17 protein-coding genes are annotated in these 17,829 nt (G+C 63.8%); 6 read left to right on the forward strand and 11 right to left on the reverse strand.

Annotated features, from left to right (window positions below; all coding sequences use genetic code 11):
- Window positions 1-17: 17 nt before the first annotated feature.
- Entirely contained in the window at window positions 18-1,454 is a 1,437-nt protein-coding gene (pyk, locus tag NKH02_RS10115) for a pyruvate kinase (protein WP_352864763.1), read from the reverse strand.
- Complete coding sequence (locus NKH02_RS10120) at window positions 1,451-1,897, reverse strand: DUF1036 domain-containing protein (protein ID WP_352865123.1); 447 nt, start codon at window positions 1,895-1,897, stop codon at window positions 1,451-1,453. Before NKH02_RS10120 ends, pyk begins: the two co-directional genes overlap by 4 nt.
- 286 nt (window positions 1,898-2,183) lie before the next feature.
- Between NKH02_RS10120 and NKH02_RS10125 the strand changes: the two genes are divergently transcribed.
- From NKH02_RS10125 to NKH02_RS10135, 3 genes are all read left to right on the forward strand, one after another.
- Entirely contained in the window at window positions 2,184-2,981 is a 798-nt protein-coding gene (locus NKH02_RS10125; RefSeq protein WP_352864765.1) for an N-formylglutamate amidohydrolase, read from the forward strand.
- Window positions 2,982-2,991: 10 nt separating this feature from the next.
- Window positions 2,992-3,300 carry a DUF1244 domain-containing protein gene (locus tag NKH02_RS10130; protein WP_352864767.1) on the forward strand — a complete coding sequence of 103 codons (309 nt, stop codon included), beginning with the start codon at window positions 2,992-2,994 and terminating at the stop codon, window positions 3,298-3,300.
- 99 nt (window positions 3,301-3,399) lie between these two features.
- Entirely contained in the window at window positions 3,400-4,575 is a 1,176-nt protein-coding gene (locus NKH02_RS10135) for an MFS transporter (RefSeq protein WP_352878358.1), read from the forward strand.
- Here NKH02_RS10135 and NKH02_RS10140 read toward each other — a convergent pair.
- On the reverse strand, window positions 4,539-5,447 hold the full coding sequence (locus tag NKH02_RS10140; RefSeq protein WP_352864771.1) for a LysR family transcriptional regulator: 909 nt from the start codon (window positions 5,445-5,447) through the stop codon (window positions 4,539-4,541). The genes NKH02_RS10135 and NKH02_RS10140 overlap by 37 nt on opposite strands.
- A gap of 114 nt (window positions 5,448-5,561) precedes the next feature.
- Between NKH02_RS10140 and NKH02_RS10145 the strand changes: the two genes are divergently transcribed.
- Window positions 5,562-5,771, forward strand: coding sequence for a DUF680 domain-containing protein (locus tag NKH02_RS10145; protein ID WP_352864773.1), 210 nt, complete (start codon window positions 5,562-5,564; stop codon window positions 5,769-5,771).
- Window positions 5,772-5,840: 69 nt separating this feature from the next.
- Entirely contained in the window at window positions 5,841-6,800 is a 960-nt protein-coding gene (locus NKH02_RS10150) for an SDR family oxidoreductase (RefSeq protein ID WP_352878361.1), read from the forward strand.
- 68 nt (window positions 6,801-6,868) lie between these two features.
- Here the strand turns inward: NKH02_RS10150 and NKH02_RS10155 are convergent, their stop codons facing one another.
- The 6 genes from NKH02_RS10155 to NKH02_RS10180 all read right to left on the reverse strand — a co-directional run bounded on the left by NKH02_RS10155 (window position 6,869) and on the right by NKH02_RS10180 (window position 15,053).
- Entirely contained in the window at window positions 6,869-7,027 is a 159-nt protein-coding gene (locus NKH02_RS10155) for a DUF3309 family protein (RefSeq protein WP_032908138.1), read from the reverse strand.
- 96 nt (window positions 7,028-7,123) lie between these two features.
- Window positions 7,124-10,303 (reverse strand): efflux RND transporter permease subunit, encoded by a 3,180-nt coding sequence (locus tag NKH02_RS10160; RefSeq protein WP_352878363.1) that lies wholly within the window; start codon window positions 10,301-10,303, stop codon window positions 7,124-7,126.
- Window positions 10,304-10,379: 76 nt separating this feature from the next.
- The gene (locus NKH02_RS10165; RefSeq protein ID WP_352864780.1) at window positions 10,380-11,555 is read right to left on the reverse strand and encodes an efflux RND transporter periplasmic adaptor subunit; all 1,176 of its coding nucleotides are present in this window, start codon (window positions 11,553-11,555) and stop codon (window positions 10,380-10,382) included.
- A gap of 155 nt (window positions 11,556-11,710) precedes the next feature.
- Entirely contained in the window at window positions 11,711-12,319 is a 609-nt protein-coding gene (locus tag NKH02_RS10170; RefSeq protein WP_352878365.1) for a hypothetical protein, read from the reverse strand.
- The gene (locus tag NKH02_RS10175) at window positions 12,316-14,589 is read right to left on the reverse strand and encodes a xanthine dehydrogenase family protein molybdopterin-binding subunit (RefSeq protein WP_352878368.1); all 2,274 of its coding nucleotides are present in this window, start codon (window positions 14,587-14,589) and stop codon (window positions 12,316-12,318) included. The genes NKH02_RS10170 and NKH02_RS10175 overlap by 4 nt, the downstream gene beginning before the upstream one ends.
- A gap of 2 nt (window positions 14,590-14,591) precedes the next feature.
- A complete protein-coding gene (locus NKH02_RS10180; RefSeq protein WP_352878371.1) occupies window positions 14,592-15,053 on the reverse strand; it encodes a (2Fe-2S)-binding protein in 462 nt (153 codons plus the stop codon).
- Between the two features lie 115 nt (window positions 15,054-15,168).
- Here NKH02_RS10180 and NKH02_RS10185 point away from each other — a divergent pair, with 115 nt between their 5' ends.
- The gene (locus NKH02_RS10185; RefSeq protein WP_352878373.1) at window positions 15,169-15,765 is read left to right on the forward strand and encodes a helix-turn-helix domain-containing protein; all 597 of its coding nucleotides are present in this window, start codon (window positions 15,169-15,171) and stop codon (window positions 15,763-15,765) included.
- 33 nt (window positions 15,766-15,798) lie between these two features.
- Here NKH02_RS10185 and NKH02_RS10190 read toward each other — a convergent pair whose 3' ends face one another.
- Both NKH02_RS10190 and NKH02_RS10195 read right to left on the reverse strand, forming a co-directional pair.
- Window positions 15,799-16,929 (reverse strand): patatin-like phospholipase family protein, encoded by a 1,131-nt coding sequence (locus NKH02_RS10190; RefSeq protein ID WP_352864794.1) that lies wholly within the window; start codon window positions 16,927-16,929, stop codon window positions 15,799-15,801.
- Window positions 16,930-16,978: 49 nt separating this feature from the next.
- Window positions 16,979-17,770, reverse strand: a complete 792-nt coding sequence (locus NKH02_RS10195; protein ID WP_352878470.1) for a 3-hydroxybutyrate dehydrogenase — start codon at window positions 17,768-17,770, stop codon at window positions 16,979-16,981.
- Window positions 17,771-17,829: the final 59 nt, after the last annotated feature.

Below are 17,829 nucleotides of genomic sequence, written 5' to 3' on the forward strand. Positions count from 1 at the left end.
CGGTTCGGACGGTCGATCTAACGGCTCGTCTGCACGTCCGATCCGACATAGGCGATGCGCAGCATATTGGTCGAGCCCGGCGTCCTCAGCGGCACGCCGGCGGTGATGATGACGCGGTCGCCGGGCTTGCCGAAGCCTTCCTCGAAGGCGATGCGACAGGCGCGGTCGACCATGTCGTCAAGATCGATTGCGTCGGGTGAGACGACGCAATGCGTGCCCCATAGCAGCGACAGCCGCCGCGCCGTGTTGACGATCGGCGACAGCGCGATGATCGGCACTTGCGGACGTTCGCGGGCGGCGCGCAGGCCCGTGGTGCCGGACGCCGTGTAGGTGATGATCGCCGACAGTTTCAGCGTCTCGGCGATCTCGCGGGCGGCCAGCGAAATGGCGTCGGCGCCGGTCGCTTCCGGCTCGGAACGCTGGGCGTTGATGATGCCGGCATAGGTCGGATCGGTTTCAACCTTGGTGGCGATACGGTTCATCATCGCCACGGCTTCAACGGGATAGGCGCCCGCCGCCGATTCCGCCGACAGCATGATGGCATCGGCGCCTTCGAAGACGGCGATCGAAACATCCGACACCTCGGCACGGGTCGGCACCGGTGCTGTGATCATCGATTCCAGCATCTGCGTGGCTACCACCACCGGCTTGCCGGCGCGGCGAGCCGCGCGCGTGATCTGCTTCTGGATGCCGGGCACCGCCTCGAGCGGCATCTCGACGCCGAGATCACCGCGGGCGACCATCAGCGCGTCGGACAGCTCGATGATTTCGGCCAGCCGGGCGACGGCTTGCGGCTTTTCGATCTTGGCCATGATCAGCGCCCGGCCGCGCGCGATCTTGCGCGCCTCGGCAAGATCCTCCGGCCGCTGCACGAAGGACAGCGCGACCCAGTCTACGCCTGTGGCCAGTACGGCATCGAGATCCTTGCGGTCCTTCTCGGTCAGCGCGCCGACCGGCAGGTCGGTGTCGGGCAGGCTGACGCCCTTCTTGTCGGAGATCGTGGTGCCGGCGACGACGGTGCAGACGATCGACTTGCCGTCGCTTCTCACCGCCTTCAGCTCGAGCTTGCCGTCGTCGATCAGCAGGCGATGGCCGGCCTCGACCGAGGTCAGGATTTCGGGATGCGGCAGATAGACCCTGGTCGAGGTGCCGGGCTCGGGATTGTCGTCGAGCGTGAAGGTCTGGCCGACAGTCAGCACTTCCTTGCCATTGGCGAACTTGCCGACGCGCAGTTTTGGTCCTTGCAGATCGGCCAGGATGCCGATCGGCCGGCCGACCGCTTCCTCGACAGTGCGGATGCGTCCGACCAGCGTGCGCATCAGCTCGTGATCGGTGTGGCTCATATTGATGCGGAACACATCGGCGCCAGCTTCGAACAGTTTCTTCAGCATCTCCTCCGACGAGGAGGCCGGACCGATGGTGGCTAGGATCTTGACCTTGCGGCTACGTCTCATTGACTGTTTGTTCCCGGGGCGGCTGGAGCGCCTCCCGTTGTGGACTCATCGGTCAGCTGGACCATCCAGCTTGCCTGTTCGCCCGTGTCATATTCCTGGAATCCGGCGCGCTGGAAGCCCCGGGCGACGCAGTCGGTTACGCCGGCGATCTTGAACTCTTTTTCAGCCACGCACATGTTGATCGGGCCGTCCCAGCGTCCGCCGCGCTCGGCGTCTTCTGCATAAAGATAGTAAAACCTTGATGACAGCGGCCCTTCGATCAGCGTCTTGCAGCTCGATCCCTCGATGTGCCACCAGCCCTCGGTGATCCAGCCGGCCTTGGCGCGATAGCCGATACCGACACCGACCAGGTTCTGCGTGGCGTTGCAGACGCGGAAATCGGCACGCGCCGGCGAGGCCATGACCACCGCCGACAGGCCGACGGCAAGGATCAGGAGCGGCATGGCAAAGGCAGAGCGCATGCGCTGCCTGCCAGCGGAACTCATCCGAAAACCCCTCAAGAACCACATCAGCATCTCTCTGCGCCCCTTTTCGGAAAAGTCCGGGCGCATGTCAACGCACCGTTTTGTTCAATTCCAATCGATTTAGAAGGCTCCGGCGCACGATTCGCCGAGCTCCGCCAGATTTCCCGGGAAACCTTGGCCAAACAACGGCATTGCGCAAGCGTCGTCTTCGTGGAATGACGATAGCACCCTCCCCGGAAGCCAGCGAACAGACCATTTCCCGCCAATGACCCGATCCACAGTTTTCGCGCCTTTCGACGTTGTCGAAGGCGACCGCAAGCGAGGCATCGTGCTCTTGTGCGACCATGCCCGCCGCGACCTACCCGACGATTATGGCAGGCTCGGCCTGCCGGCGGCGGAGTTCGACCGCCACATCGCCTACGACATCGGGGTCGAAACGGTAACGCGCGAACTGGCCGCCTTGCTCGGCGTACCGGCGGTGCTCGCCAATTTTTCGCGGCTGCTGATCGATCCCAATCGCGGCGAGGACGATCCGACGCTTATTCGCCAGCTTTATGACGGCACCGTCGTGCCCGGGAATTACCCCATCGCTCCCGAGGAGCGTGAAAGGCGGCTCGATGGCTTCTACCGGCCCTATCACGACGCTGTCGGCGCCATGATAGCCTCGGTCGCACGGGCTTCCGCGTGGACGCCCTTCATCTTCTCCGTGCATTCCTTCACGCCTGTCATGCAAGGCATACAGCGTCCCTGGCATGTTGGTATCCTGTGGGACCGGGACGACCGGGTGGCACGGCCGCTGATCGACATGCTGGCCGAGGACAAGAGCCTGGCCGTCGGCGACAACGAACCTTACGACGGCGCGCTGCGCGGCGACACCATGTACAAGCACGCCATCGTCAACGGTTTTGCTCATGCGCTGATCGAGATCCGCCAGGATCTGATAGCAGACCAGAAAGGCGCTCTGGCATGGGCCGAACGGTTGGCGCCGATCGTTGACGCGATCAACCGTCGTCCCGATATACATGTCGTCAAGCAATTCGGCTCCCGCACCGGGCCGCTGTAAGGAGGTTTCGATGACCGAACTCAGCGACGAACAGCAACGCGATTTCGAGGCCGCCGCCTTTCGCCGGCTGGTCGGGCATCTGCGCGAGCGCAACGACGTGCAGAACATCGACCTGATGAACCTCGCCGGCTTCTGCCGCAACTGCCTGTCGAACTGGTACCGCGAGGCGGCCAATGCGGAGGGCGTCGACCTGAGCAAGGACCAGTCGCGCGAGATCGTCTACGGCATGCCTTACGCGCAATGGCAGGCACTCAACCAGACCGAGGCCTCCGACGCCAAGAAGGCCGAATTCGAGGCAAGGCGTCCCAAGGACCACTAAGCCCGCTTTGGCCCAAGCGCTTTCGAAATAGAGCGCTTGACTGAAAATTGAATCGATCTAATTTGCCGCGCGAAGCCATTTTCTGACCGGATTCGCCTTATGAACGCGTCAAACGCCATGCAGACTGCCATTCGCGGACGATGGGCCGTCGCGGCCATTTTCCTCGCCAACGGCTTTCTGACCGGCAGCTGGGCGCCGCAGATCCCGGTGTTCCTGACCCGGCTCGACATCTCGAAGTTCACGCTCGGCCTGCTGATCCTGCTGTTTGGCGCCGGCGCCGTCACCGCCATGACCTGGTGCGGCCATTTGATCTTCAGGCATGGTTCGCGCACCGTGCTGCGCTGGTTCGGCCTTTGCGGCAGCCTCGGCCTGCTGGTCGTGGCGCTGGCGCCTAATGTGCCGCTGGCGGCCATCGCCATGTTCATCTTCGGCGGCTCGATCGGCGGCATGGATGTCGCCATGAACGCCAATGCGGTGGTGGTCGAACGGCGGCTCTCCCGCGCCATCATGTCGTCCTCGCATGGCTTCTGGAGCCTCGGCGGTTTCGCCGGCGGCGGCCTCGGCGGCTTTGCCATTCAGACCTACGGCCATCTCGCCCACGCGGCGGTGGTCACCGCTCTCGCCCTCGCGGTGATCGCGGTGGCGGTTCGCCATCTGGTCGGCGAGGATAGGCCGCGGGCGGCCGAGCATCACAAATTCACGCTGCCGGCAAACCCGCTGGTTTATCTGGTCGGCCTGATGGCGCTGCTGACGATGATCTCCGAAGGCGCGGTGCTCGACTGGGCGGCGCTGTATCTCAGGCAGGAACTCGGCGCCGACCTTGCCATCGCCGGCCTCGCTTACGCTGCCTTTTCCGGTGTCATGGCGATCATGCGCTTCTTCGGCGACGGCGTCCGCAATCGCTTCGGCGCGGTCGCGACCCTACGCGGCTCGGCGGTTGTCGCGGCCGCCGGCATGCTGATCGCCGGGCTGTCGCCCTCGCCCTGGCTCGCAATCGCCGCCTTTGCCCTGTGCGGCTTCGGCATCGCCAACATGGTGCCGATCATCTTCTCGGCCGGCGGCAACCAGGAAGGCATGTCGTCGGGCATCGGAATGAGCGTCGTCACCACGATGGGCTATTCCGGCATATTGGTGGCGCCCTCGGCGATCGGCTTCGTTGCCGAGCATTCCAGCTTCGGCCCGATCTTCGTCGCCATGTCGGGGTTGCTGATCGTCGTTCTGCTGATGGCCGGCCTTGCTCACCGCGCGGAGTTCGCCGCCGCGCCGGCCGAATAGCGCTGCAGTTCCTCGTAGAGGAAATCCGCGACGCGGCGGATGCGCACGCTGGTGCGCACGTCGCGATGCATGGCCAGCCACACTGGTAAGACAGGCAGTGGCAGGCCAGGCAGCAGCTTCTCCACCGATGGATCACGGTCGACCAGCGGCTCCTGGCCGAGACCGACGCCGTTTCCCGCCCGCACCGCCTCCCACAAAACGATCTGGTTGTCGGCCCTGAAGCGGAAACTGCTCCGGGTGACAGGGATGCCATACTGGGTAAAGCCTCTAATGATGTCGTCGCTGCGGTCGAAGCCGACCAAATCGTGGTCGACAAGGTCGGCAGGCTCCAGCGGCCGGCCGCGCCGGTCGAGATAGGATTTGGCCGCGCAGGCGCAAAGCGGAATATCGCAGACCTTACGCGCCGTCAGCTCGTTCTGCGCCGGCTTGACCATACGGATGGCGATATCGGCATCGCGGCGCAACAGGTTTTCGACTTGATTCGAGGCAACGATCTCGACCTCGATACCCGGCTCCTCGAGCCCAAGCCGCGCCATCATGGCCGGCAGCACATAGGCAGCCACCACTTCGCTGGCGGCGATGCGCACCGTGCCTTCGATTGCCTCGACCGATCCCAGCGCCAGCAGTGAGAAGGCGCTTGCCTGCTCGCTGACCGCCTTGCCGCGTTCGAACAACGTGCTGCCGGCTTCCGTCAGTTCATAGCCGCGCCGCCCGCGCCGGAACAGCGTGACACCCAGCGCCTGTTCGAGCTCGCCGATGTGACGACCGAGCGTCGGCTGACTTGCCGAGAGTTTTCGCGCCGCGGCCGACAAGCTGCCGGTTTCCGCAACGGTGACGAAGCTCTTGATCAGGTTCCAGTCGATTTCAGTCATTCATTTATGAATAACAAAGCTCCAGCGATAGTCAATTTCCATTCGCATTCGAGGCGACCATATTCCGGCTGCAGACACCAACACGGACTGCAAACACCAACCTGGAGAACTCAAATGACCAAGATCGCTCTCACCGCCGCCGCCATCCTCATTTCCGCCAGCGCTGCTTTTGCCGGCAGCGACAAGTTTGGCTCGAACGACGCCAGCCAGCCGACTGTGGCCAGCATCGACAACACGACCACCACGTCGATCGGCAACCCGGACGCGGCCGTCCAGAAGCCGGCGACGCAAGGCAGCAACCGCGAGATCTTCGGCAACCGCTGATCCGATCGCGCTTGTCGCTGATCGCCCCTCCCCAACGACCACGCAAATTCCAAATCAGGAGTATTTCCAATGACCAAGATCGCAATTCTCGGTGCCAATGGCCGGCTCGGCCGCGTGGTCGCCAAGGCCTTCATCGATGCCGGCTACGATGTCCGCGCAATCACCCGCAGCGGCAAGGTGCCGGCCGAGCTCAACGGCGCCACGGCGGTCGCCGGCGACGCGCTCGACCGTGAAGGCTTGATCCGCGCCACGCAAGGCGTCGACATCATCTTCAACGGCCTCAACCCGATCTACACCGACTGGGGCAAGTGCCTGCCGATGGCCGAGAACGTCATGGCCGCCTGCCATGCGAATGGCACGCTGCACCTCTTCCCCGGCACCGTCTACAATTACGGCTCGCCGATGCCGGCGGTGATCACCGAGAACACGCCCTTTCACCCGACGACCGAGAAGGGCCGCATTCGGACCGCGATGGAAGACCTGTTTCGCCGCGAGGCCGACGCCGGCCGGGTGCGTACCATTCTCTTGCGCGCCGGCGACTTCTTCGGCGGCACCGGCAGCGGTTCATGGTTCGACCTGGTCGTCGCCGCCAAGATGGCCAAGGGCATCTACACCGCACCTGGTCCAGTCGATCTGGTGCATGAATGGGCCTACCTGCCGGACTTCGCCAAGGCCTTCGTCGGCCTGGCGGAAAACCTCGATAAGCTCGGCACCTATGAAGCTCTGAACCTTCCCGGCCATGCAATCACCGACCGGCAACTCAAGGCCGCGGCAGAGAAGTCACTCGGTCGCCCGCTCAAACTGACCTCCATGCCGTGGTGGGTGCTGCGCGCCGGCAGCCCGTTCGTGGCGATGTGGCGCGAGATCGTATCGATGTCCTATCTGCGCTTCGAGCCGCATCAACTGGTTTCGACGCGGCTGGAAGGCATCATCGGTGCGATCCCCCACACGCCGCTGGATCAGGCGGTCACTGAAGCTCTTGAGGATATCGGCATCGCCACCGTGAATGGCGCTGCGAAAGCTGCCTGACAGGCCCGGCGGGCAGCCATGGCGGCCTGCCCGATCTCTTTACATCGATAGGTCTCCTGGAAGGGCGGCTAGACCCGCCCCATCAACACCAGCACCAGGAGCACTACCAGCACCACCCCGACAATGCCCGACGGCCCATAGCCCCAGGAACGCGAATGCGGCCAGGCTGGCACAGCGCCAATGAGGACGAGGACCAGAACGATGATGATAATGGTGGTGATCGGCATGGGAAACTCCCTGCACGGCATTGCTCTTGGAGAGAACAATGCGAAAGGCCGCCCGGTTGTTCCGGGCGGCCTTTGCCGGTCAAATCGGCATTGGGTCTATTCGGCGGCTTTTGGAAAGGCGATCTCCGGCTCCGCTCCGACATCTTGTCCCGGCGCATCGGTCGAAGAAATCTCGCCCTTGCCGCGCCGGAACAGCCGGCTGAACCAGCCGCGCCGCGTGCCGGGCTTGACCTTGGCGCGGGTGAACACCATCAACATCGACGGCGTCACCACCAGCGTCAGCACGGTGGCGAAGGACAGGCCGAAGACGATCGCCGACGACAGCGAAATCCACCATTGCGTCGACGGTGCGTTGATCGTCGTCTCGTGATGGAAGATTTCGAGGCCGAGGCCGAAGGCGATCGGCAGCACGCCGAGAATGGCCGACACCGCCGTCAGCACCACCGGGCGGGCGCGTTCGCGGCAGGTCTGCAGCACCGCCTCGACCTTGTCCCAACCCTCTTCGCGCAGCCTGTCATAGGTGTCGATCAGCACGATGTTGTTGTTCACCACCACGCCGGCCAGCGCGATGACGCCGATGCCCGACATGACGATGCCGAACGTCTCGCCTGTTATCAGCAGTCCGAGGAACACACCGATCGTCGCCATGACCACGCAGGACAGCACCAGCCAGACGCTGGTGAACTTGTTGAACTGCGCCAAAAGCACGAGAAAGATCAGGAAGATCGCCGCTCCGAAGGCCTTGCTGAGAAAGGCGCTGGCTTCGGCGCTGTCCTCGTTCGAGCCAGCCAGCTTCCAGCGGATGCCGCTGCCCAGATCCATATCGGAGACGGCCTTGGTGACCTGCTCCTGCACTGCCGCGACCTGGGCGCCGGCGGCAACGTTGGCCTGGACGACCACCGTACGGGCGCCGTCGATGCGGTTGAGGATACCGACCGTCGGTTCAGGCTTGCGCACGACGAAGTTCGAGATCGGTACCGAGCCTTGGGAGGTCTGCACCCGCAATTCGTCGAGCGTCGACAGCGTGCGCCGGTCTTCGGGCAGGCGAAGCCGGATGTCGACGGCGTCATCGGCGCCGGCCGGACGGTATTCCGAAAGTTTCAACCCGTTGGTCACCAGCTGCACGACGGTGCCGACCGAGGTCGGGCTGATGCCGTACTGCGCCGCCTTGGCGCGGTCGACCTCGAGCGCCCAGTCGACGCCGGGCGGAGGCAAACCATCGGAGATATCTATGACGCCAGGAACCTTGCCGATGCGCGCCGCGACCGCACGGGCTTTGTCGTCGAGCCCCTTGGGGTCGACGGCCGAAAGCCTGATCTGGATCGGCTTGCCGGTCGGTGGGCCGGCCTCCGGCACGCGCACCTCGACATCGACGCCGGGAATGCCGGCCATGACGCCGCGCAAATCGTCCAGGATATGGTTCGCCGACTTGCGCTCGCGCCAGTCGATGAACTCGTACTGGATGACGCCGACGACGTCTTCGGGAATGTCCTGGCCGCCGCCTTGCGTCTTGCCGACGCGGGTGTAGACCGACTTCACACCCGGCCAGCCGAGCAGCCTGTCTTCCGCGATCTTGGTCGCCGTATCCATTTCGGCCAGCGAAAGATTGCCGCGCGCGTGCACGTAAAGCAGGCCGTAATCCGGCTCGACATTCGGGAAGAACTCGACGCCGGCGCCGTATTTCGAATAGGCAAAACCGACGCCGAACAGCAGCGCGACGGTCAGCACCAGCACGGTGATCGGGAAGCGCACCGCTTGCTTGACGATCGCCATGTACCAGCCGTCGCGATTGTCATCCTCGTGATGCGGCGGCGCCTTGGCGAAGATCGCACCCAGCGTCGGCGCGAAGACCAGCGCGTAGAGCATCGAGGCCGACAGCGTGACGATCAGGGTGATCGGCATGTACTTCATGAAGTCGCCGATGATGCCGGGCCAGAACAGCAGCGGCGAGAAGGCGGCGATACGCGTCATCGTCGCCGCGATGACCGGACCGGCCATGCGCTTGGCGGCGAGCGCGAAGGCTTCCTCCTTCGGCATGCCTTCGCTCATCCGTCGCTCGGCGAACTCGGTGACGATGATGGCATCGTCGACCAGCATGCCGACGGCCAGGATGAGGCTGAACAGCACGATCATGTTGATCGTGTAGCCCATCATCGCCAGCAGCAGGATGCCGATCAGGAAGGACGACGGAATGGCCAGGCCAATGAGCAGCGAGGCACGGCCGGACAGCGCATAGAGGATGACGATGAACACCAGGATGACGGCGATCATGACGTGGTTCTGCAGATCGCCCAGCAACTGGTTGACAAAGACGGACTTGTCCTGCGTGTAGGTGACGTTCATGCCCGCGGGCATGGATTTGACGAACTCGTCGGACACCGTCCGCACCTTGGCGATGGTATCGATCAGGTTGGAGCCTATGCGCTTCTTGACTTCGATGGCGATGGCCGGCTTGCCGTTGAGGCGTGTCACCGTTTCCGCATCCTTGAAGGTCGAGCGAATCGTGGCGATGTCCTTGGCCTGCACCACGGCATTGGGGCCGGCGACCACCGGCAGTGCCGCCACATCCTCCGGCGTCTCGATCAGCGAAGGCACTTTGACGGCGTACTTGCCTTCCGAGCCTTCGATGTTGCCGGCGGCGACCAGACTGTTGGAGTTGCCGACCGCACCGATCAGCTGATCGAGCTGCAGCCCGTAGGAAGACAGCTTCATCGGGTCGATGACGACCTCGACCAGGTCGTCGCGCGCACCTTGCAGCGAGCCTTCGAGAACGCCGGGCACTTCTTCGATGCGGTCGCGCAGTTCGCGTGCCGCGGCGGTCAGCACGCGTTCGGGCAATTCGCCCGACAGCGTGACGACGAGCACCGGAAACTCGGAAATGTTGACTTCGTTGACTGTCGGTTCCTCGGCCGCCTGTGGCAGGTCGGCCTTGGCGTCCTGTACCTTGCTGCGCGTGTCCTGCAGCGCGGTGGCCAGATTGGTCTGCGGCTGGAATTCGACCAGCACGTAGCCGCCGCCCTGGAAGGCGGCCGAACGCATTTCCTTGAGGCCCTTCAAGCTTTTCAGCTTGCTTTCCATCGGCCGCAGCAGAAGCCGCTCCGAATCCTCAGGCGAAATGCCCTGATAGATCAGGCTGATATACATCATCGGAATCGGAACGTCGGGCTCCGCTTCCTTCGGCGTCGACTGATAGGCGACCGCCCCGGCAAGGATCAGGAAGACCAGGACCGAGATGGTCAGCCGGGCATTGTTGATTGCGAGTCTGACGATATCCATGGCTAACGCCTGTTTTTGAATTTCAGGAGCTGCGTCGCAGCCGATTGTCCCCGTCCAGGGCTAGTCCATCGCGATATTACTGCGTGCCGGCCGTTGCCTCGCCCAGCAGCTTCTTGATGGTCGCCTGGTCGGCCTCGACCGGATTGACCAGATCGCCTTCCTTCACCAGTTCCTGGCCGGCGACGATGATGCGCGCATCGGCCGGAATGCCGCCGAGCACGAGGCCGGTCGGCGTATCGTCGACGAGGTCGATCGGGAAGAACGCCACCTTGTTGTCCTTGCCGACGGCACGGATGCCGAGGTCGCCCTTGTCGCCCAGCGTCACCACCGAGCGCGGCAGCAGGACCGCGTCGGTCGGTTGTGCGTTGAGCGCGATTTCGGCCGTCATGCCAGCCGGCACGGAGCCGTCGCCGTTGGGGATCGCCACCTCGACGCGGAAGGTGCGGGTCGCCGACGATGCGTCGCGGCTGATGTAGCGCACGGTGCCTTCGACGGTCTGACCGCTGACCAGTCGCACATTGGCCTTGTCGCCCAGCTTGAGGTAGCCGAGGTCGCGCTCGCTGATTTCGCCGCGGGCAATCACCGGATCGAGCTTGAGGATGGTTGCCACCTCGCCGCCCTGCATGATGGAACTGCCGAGCTCCACCGGCACCCGGTCGATGACGCCGTCGAAAGGCGCTTTCACCTCATTGCGGTCGAGTTCGGCCTGTGCGGTTTCCAGCAGCGACTGCGCCGAGGTCAGGTTCGAGCGCGCGGTGTCGAGCTGCAGCTTCGGCAGATTGCCAGTCTTCATCAGCCGCAAACCCGCGTCCAATTCGGCCTGGCGCTGCACCACGAGCTGCCTGGCGTTGTCGACCATGGAGATCTTTTCTTCCGCCGCAAGCATCAGCACCAGATCGCCGGTCTTGACGTGCTGGCCCTGCTTGACCGGCAGCTTGTCGATGACGCCGGCGACGCGCGTCGCCAGCACCGCCCGCTTGTCGGCTTCGGTCAGCCCGGAAACGCGGATGGCGCGTGCATAGGTCTTGCGCGGCGGCGTCACCACCGCCACGGTGCGCAGCGGTGCCTTCGGCTCGGCTTCCGCCGCTCTGGGCTTGTTGGCGTCCGGCGCCTTGGCCTGCTCGACTTCGGCTGCCTTGGCCTTGTTGGCGGCCACGCTGCCGACGGACGAAAACTCGCCTGTCGCCATCCAGGCCGCGAAACCAATGAGCACAACAATGGCTGCAAGCTTGTGAAACCTGATTCTCGGCATCTTCGTTGTTTTCCACTGCGGGTTCGGCCGGCGTCCTCATAACGCGGGCGCGTCGCCGATATGGGTGCGCGCCAAGCCGTGTTCAATTTGCCGTGATCGGCGAAGCGTGCTTCTACATCAAAGTTGTACCGCAATATAGTCCGAAAGTTGCAAGATCATTGCGCCACCGGACAAGATGCGCCCGCCGCTATCCAGTTTTCGATCGCCTCGTATGTCTCTTTCGCCGAGCCCGGCGCCGACTCGCGATCTCCACCGGGGGCCCAGCCCCAGGCAACCAATTTGTCGTCGCGCACATGCAGCGCCACATCCTGCAGGCTGCGCCCGCCATTGCGGGCGGGATCCTTGATCTGCGCGCAGATTTCAGGCGAGGACTCTCCGAACCAGACCATCTCGGTCGGTGCCAGATGCCAGTTCTCGGCCCCGGGCGGCCCATGCAACATATTGGAATTGCTGGAGAAATGGCATGTCGTGCAACGCAAGCCCGGATTGCCGAAGCCAGACCCGTCAGCACCGCGCTGGACATTGAAGGCGTGAACGCGCGTGCCGCCATAATGCGCGCCTGACCAGCGCGGCCGGTCGTCCGCGACATGACAGCCGGCGCATCGTGGATGCGAGAACACCGCATAGACCTTGTCCCATTCGGCCAGGCTTTTTGCGGCGCCGGCCAACGCCGGCGCCAGCGTCTGGCTCTCTTGCGCGATCGCGAACGGCACTGCCAGGACAAGCATGGCAGCAGGCGTCAGCATGATGAGGAGCTTCTTCATGCGAAGGCCACCTGCTTGGACAAGGGCAGCGTCCGGATGCGCTTGCCGGTCAACGCGAAGATGGCGTTGGCCAAAGCTGGTGCCGCCGGCGGTGTGCCGACCTCGCCGACGCCACCCATCTTGTGAAAGTTTTCCAGGATGGCGACTTCGAAGGCCGGGCACTGGAAGATCCGCATGGCATCGAAATCGTGGAAGTTCGACTGTTCGACCATGCCGTCGGCGAAGGTGATCTCCTGGCCCATCGCTGCCGAAAGACCGTAGATGGCGGCGGAAATCAGCTGCGCCTCGATGATGCCGGGATCGAGCGCGGTGCCGACATCGGCGGCGATCCACACCTTCTCGATACGGATGCCGGCTGGCGTATCCGCCACCTGGACGATCTCGCCGACCCAGCTGCCGAAGGACAGCGTGAAGGCCACGCCCTTGGCCTTGCCGGCTGGTAGCGCTTCGCCCCATTTCGCCATCGCGGCGACTTTCTCCACCACCTTCACCGCCGAGGGATAGGCGGCCATCAGTCTCTTGCGCATCTCGACCGGATCGACTTTCCCAGCAGCGGCGATCTCGTCCATGAACCCCTCATGGAAGAAGCCGTTGACCGAACTGCCGACCGAGCGCCAGGAACCGACAGGGATGGAGACGGGCGCCGCGATACCGCTGACCCGGTAATTCGGGATGCTGTAGGGCTGGTCATAGGCGCCATCGACAATGGTCTTGTCGGGACCGAGCGGCGATATCGAGGGGAACAGCCGACGCAGCGTGCCGGCAATCACCGATGGCGAGGCCATCCTCATGTCGACGGCGACCGGCGTGCCATCGTCGCCGAGCCGCGCCTGGAACTTGCCGATAGCGGCCGGTCGATAGGCGTCGTGGCGCATGTCTTCTTCACGCGTCCAGGTCACCTTGACTGGACGCCCGCCCGCTTCCTTGGCCATCAGCGCCGCATAAATCGCATAGTCCATCTCGATGCGCCGGCCGAAGCCGCCGCCGAGGAAGGTGGTGTGCACGGTGACCTTGTCCTGCTCGATGCCGAGTTGATTGGCGCAAAGCTGCCGCACCAGGGTCGGGGCCTGGTTGCCGCACCAGATGGCGAGGGCACCATCCTTGAGCTGCGCCGTCGCGTTCATCGGCTCCATCGTCGCGTGCGCCAGATAGGGCACGGCATAGTCGGCCTCGACGATCCTTTCGCGCGGCGCATCGGCAAAGCCGCTGTCGACATCGCCATTGTCGCGCATCACCGAACCCTTGGGGCCAAGCGCCTGCTTCAGCACATCGGATATGGCGGCGCTGCTGAGCGGATATTCGGGATCTGACCACTCGGCGTCGATCGCCTCGGCAGCCTTGAACGCCGTCCATGTGTTGTCGGCGATGATGCCGAAGCCATGGCCGTAATTCGTCTCGAGCGGTACGATCTTGGTCACGCCGGGCATTTTCTCGGCCCTGGAGAGGTCCGCCTTGATCGGCCTCGACCAGAAGCGTGGGCTCATCTTGACCGTGCCGTAGAGCATGTCGGGCAGCCGGACATCGATGCCGAAGATCGGCGCCCCGGTGACCTTGGCCAGCATGTCGATGCGCTTCTGCGGTTTTCCCAGCAGTTTCCAGTCGGCCCGGTCCTTGAGTTTGACTTCGTCCGGCGGCGCCATCGCCGCGGCGGCCGCGGCGACCGCGCCATAGGTCAGAGACTTGCCGGACGCCTTGTGCAGGATCGAACCGTAGGCCGTTTCCAGATCGGCGGCGGCGACACCCAGTTTTTGCGCCGCGGCAGCGATCAGCATCTGCCGGGCGGCGGCACCCGCTTGCCGCATCTTGTCAAAGCCATCCCGTGTCGAAGACGAACCACCCGTGCCCTGCAGGGCAAGGAGCTTGCCGACCACGCCGAGACCCGAGCGCACCGCTTGCGCGGTCATGCTTTCGTCGAAGAAGGCGAACGGGCCGCCCTCTTCGAGGATCGCGGCGTTGTAATAGGCATGGGAGGCCGGCCCGTGTTCGACCTTGACCCGATCGAGGCCGACATCGAGTTCTTCGGCGACCATGACGGCAAGCGTCGTCGAAATGCCTTGCCCCATCTCGGCGCGCGGCGCGACGATGGTGATGGTGTTGTCGGCGCCGATCTTCACATAGGGGTTGAAGGTCGCCTCGCCCTTGCCGAGATCGGCCTCGAGCGGGTTCGCAAAAGGCTTGCGATAATAGTAGTAACCGACGGCAACGCCGCCCGCGACAGCGACCGCGCCCATCAGGAACGTGCGGCGGGCGATCTTTCCGACACTGGCCATGGTCAGAGCCCCGCCGTCTTGAGCGCCGCGGCCTTCTTGATGGCCGAGCGGATCCTCGGATAGGTGCCGCAGCGGCACAGATTGCCGCCCATGGCGTTGTCGATGTCGGCGTCGCTCGGGTCGGCGACCTCGTCAAGCAGCGCCACCGCGCTCATGATCTGGCCGGCCTGGCAATAGCCGCATTGCGCGACCTGTTCCGCCAGCCATGCCTGCTGCACCGGATGCAGCCTGCCCGCCGTGCCGATGCCTTCAATGGTGGTGACAGCCCCGCTGACCTGGCCAACCGGAAGCGAGCAGGAACGCACCGGCTGACCGTCGACATGAACCGTGCAGGCGCCGCAGGCGGCAATGCCGCAGCCGAATTTGGGTCCGGTCTTGCCGATGAGATCGCGCAGCGCCCATAGCAGCGGCATGTCCGGATCGGCATTGATATCGAATGATTGTCCGTCGACGGTGAGGCGCATGGGGATACCCTTTGTTGTCGTTCACTGCCCAAGGGCGAAGCGTCCGCTTCGTCCAATACAGATTGACAAATTACGTCATTTTGTCAATAAAGATTTCGCAGGATAGAATTGCTCCATGAATCAGATCGAAGACATCGCCACCGCCGACCCCAAACGCGTCCGTATCCTGGATGGGGCGATGAAGGTGTTTTTGGCTTATGGCTTCTCCCGCACCACCATGGACGACATCGCCCGCGCCGCCGACATGTCGCGGCCGGCGCTCTATCTCCTGTTCAAGAACAAGACCGACATTTTCCGCGCCATCGCCATGATGATCCTGTCGCGCTCGGTCGAGGCGGCAAAGCTGGCTCTGGCCGGCGACGGCGCTTTCACCGAGCGCATGATGCGAGCCATCGACGAGGCATTCATCTCGATGATGGGCGCCGTCGTTGCCTCGCCGCATGGCGCCGAACTGCTGGACATGAAATCGAGCCTTGGCGATCTGGTGGGCTGCTGGCGCGGCGGGCTTGGCAAACATATCGCCGCCGCGATCGAGGGCGAAGCAGCCAGGAACGGCGTCGATCTGGCGGCCAGGGGCCTGTCGACGCAACTGCTTGCCGACATGCTGCTCGACGGGCTGGAAGGCATGAAGGCGCGGATCAGCGATCCCCAGGGACAGCGGCAAGCGGCCGCCGCCCTGATCAGGGTGATCGAACTCACTCTGAAAGCATGATCGCGGGCCAATCGATGAACATCGATTGGCCGTTCACGCCCGACGGCGAACCACCTCCGGATTTTTGCGCGCAGCAAGGAATTCCTTGACCCGCCGGCCAGGTGCGGGACCGCGCACCGGCTTGAAACCGTCATCGAGTTCGCCCGAGAGATCGAGTGTCGGGTGCTTGCCGACGGCGTCGTAATTCTCTTCCAGCCAATCGGTCGCGGCGGTGCGGCCGAGATCGCGCAGATAGGTCAGGAACGCCCATTCGGCATTGACCTTCGATGATGCCGACAGGTCCTTGAACGCCTCGTCGGCATCGATACGGTGCATGCGGATGTCGCGGTATTCGCCATGCGGCAGACGGCCGGCGGCGATCAGTTCCTTGACGAAGGCAATCGAACGGAATTCGCGCAGCAGCCCAGCGTTGAAGGTGATCTCGTCGATGCGGTTCTGGATCTCATTGGCGCTCCTTGGTGTTCCCTCCCGCACCACCGGATTGATCTGCACCAGCAGCACGTCCTCGGTCGCCGCCGTCTTGAAGAACGGATAGAGCGCCGGATTGCCGCCATAGCCGCCGTCCCAATAGGGCACGCCCTTGATCTCGACGGCGCGGAACAGTTGGGGCAGGCAGGCCGAAGCCATCACCGTGTCGAGGTCGATCTCGCCGTCGGAAAAGACGCGCAGCTGTCCGGTTTCGACATTGGTCGCCGAAATGAATAGCTCCATCGACTTGCAGGCGCGGACATTCCTAAAATCGATCTCCCGCGCGACGACGTCGCGCAGAGGATTGAGGCCCAGCGGGTTGGCGGCATAGGGCGAGAACACCCGCGACATGGTGTCGAAAAAGACATAGCCCGGCGTGTTCTCGATCGACCAATTGCCCCAGGCGACATCCCACGGCATGCGCTGCACCGGGCTGAACCGGCCCTTCGCCGCCACCGCGCGCCAGAAATCATCGAGCTTCTGGCGTGCGCCATCGACCCCGCCACGGACAAAACCGTCGGCCAGCGCCACCGCGTTCATGGCGCCGGCACTGGTACCTGACACCGCTGATATCTCCAGCCTGCCGTCCTCCAGCAGCCGGTCGAGCACACCCCAGGAAAAGGCCCCGTGCGAGCCGCCGCCCTGAAGTGCGATATTGATCTTCTTCGTCTCCTCCGCCTTGCCGTTTTTGGTCATGGCGTCGTCCTCGGTCTGTCCCGTTTGGTAGATGAGAAAATTCTGGGCCTCACGCGGCGGTCCAGCCGCCGTCGACCGACAGATGCGTGCCGTTGACCTGCGCCGCCGCGTCCGAACACAGGAACACCGCCGCTGCCGCGATCTGCTCGACCGTGACGAATTCCTTCGTCGGCTGCTTGTCCAGCATGACCTCGCGGATGACGGTGGCGCGGTCCATCTCGTGAGCTTTCATCTGGTCGGGGATCTGCGCCTCGACCAGCGGCGTCAGCACGTAGCCGGGGCAGATGGCATTGCAGGCGATCTTGTCACGCGCCAGTTCGAGCGCGACCGTCTTGGTCAGCCCCAAGATGCCATGCTTGGCCGCGACATAGGCCGATTTGAATGGCGACGCGACCAGCCCATGCGCCGAGGCGATGTTGACGATCCGGCCGCCGCCGGCCTTTTTCATCAGCGGAATCGCTGCCGCGATGGTGTGGAACGCCGAAGACAGGTTGATGGCGATAATCGCGTCCCATTTCTCGATTGGAAAGTCTTCCACCGGCGCGACATGCTGGATGCCGGCATTGTTGATCAGAATATCGACCGACCCGAACGTTTCTGCAGCCTTTGAGACCAGCGCCCGGCATTCTGCCGGTTTCGACATGTCGGCCTTGATGTAGGCAGTCTTCACGCCGTGCTGTTTGGCGATCGCATCGGCGATGGCGTGGTCGGCTGCCGTGTCGGAGAAGGAATTGACGACGACGTCATGGCCTTCGGCCGCCAGCGCTTGGGCGATGGCCAGGCCAATGCCGGATGTGGAGCCGGTGACAACTGCGGTTTTCCTGGTGGCCAAGGGCGGAATCCTCTGGTTGCGGCAAAAGCAGGTCTATGTTGCAGTGCAGCATATATGCTCGATGCGAC

Origin of the sequence: Mesorhizobium sp. M1396 (assembly GCF_040317725.1) — a bacterium.
Taxonomy (GTDB): Bacteria; Pseudomonadota; Alphaproteobacteria; order Rhizobiales; family Rhizobiaceae; genus Mesorhizobium.

Excerpts from the sequence above, each read along its gene's own strand:
- pyk (WP_352864763.1), bottom strand. The coding sequence starts at position 1,454 with ATGAGACGTAGCCGCAAGGTCAAGATCCTAGCCACCATCGGTCCGGCC.
- NKH02_RS10120 (WP_352865123.1), bottom strand. The coding sequence starts at position 1,897 with ATGCCGCTCCTGATCCTTGCCGTCGGCCTGTCGGCGGTGGTCATGGCC.
- NKH02_RS10125 (WP_352864765.1), top strand. The coding sequence starts at position 2,184 with ATGACCCGATCCACAGTTTTCGCGCCTTTCGACGTTGTCGAAGGCGAC.
- NKH02_RS10130 (WP_352864767.1), top strand. The coding sequence starts at position 2,992 with ATGACCGAACTCAGCGACGAACAGCAACGCGATTTCGAGGCCGCCGCC.
- NKH02_RS10135 (WP_352878358.1), top strand. The coding sequence starts at position 3,400 with ATGAACGCGTCAAACGCCATGCAGACTGCCATTCGCGGACGATGGGCC.
- NKH02_RS10140 (WP_352864771.1), bottom strand. The coding sequence starts at position 5,447 with ATGACTGAAATCGACTGGAACCTGATCAAGAGCTTCGTCACCGTTGCG.
- NKH02_RS10145 (WP_352864773.1), top strand. The coding sequence starts at position 5,562 with ATGACCAAGATCGCTCTCACCGCCGCCGCCATCCTCATTTCCGCCAGC.
- NKH02_RS10150 (WP_352878361.1), top strand. The coding sequence starts at position 5,841 with ATGACCAAGATCGCAATTCTCGGTGCCAATGGCCGGCTCGGCCGCGTG.
- NKH02_RS10155 (WP_032908138.1), bottom strand. The coding sequence starts at position 7,027 with ATGCCGATCACCACCATTATCATCATCGTTCTGGTCCTCGTCCTCATT.
- NKH02_RS10160 (WP_352878363.1), bottom strand. The coding sequence starts at position 10,303 with ATGGATATCGTCAGACTCGCAATCAACAATGCCCGGCTGACCATCTCG.
- NKH02_RS10165 (WP_352864780.1), bottom strand. The coding sequence starts at position 11,555 with ATGCCGAGAATCAGGTTTCACAAGCTTGCAGCCATTGTTGTGCTCATT.
- NKH02_RS10170 (WP_352878365.1), bottom strand. The coding sequence starts at position 12,319 with ATGAAGAAGCTCCTCATCATGCTGACGCCTGCTGCCATGCTTGTCCTG.
- NKH02_RS10175 (WP_352878368.1), bottom strand. The coding sequence starts at position 14,589 with ATGGCCAGTGTCGGAAAGATCGCCCGCCGCACGTTCCTGATGGGCGCG.
- NKH02_RS10180 (WP_352878371.1), bottom strand. The coding sequence starts at position 15,053 with ATGCGCCTCACCGTCGACGGACAATCATTCGATATCAATGCCGATCCG.
- NKH02_RS10185 (WP_352878373.1), top strand. The coding sequence starts at position 15,169 with ATGAATCAGATCGAAGACATCGCCACCGCCGACCCCAAACGCGTCCGT.
- NKH02_RS10190 (WP_352864794.1), bottom strand. The coding sequence starts at position 16,929 with ATGACCAAAAACGGCAAGGCGGAGGAGACGAAGAAGATCAATATCGCA.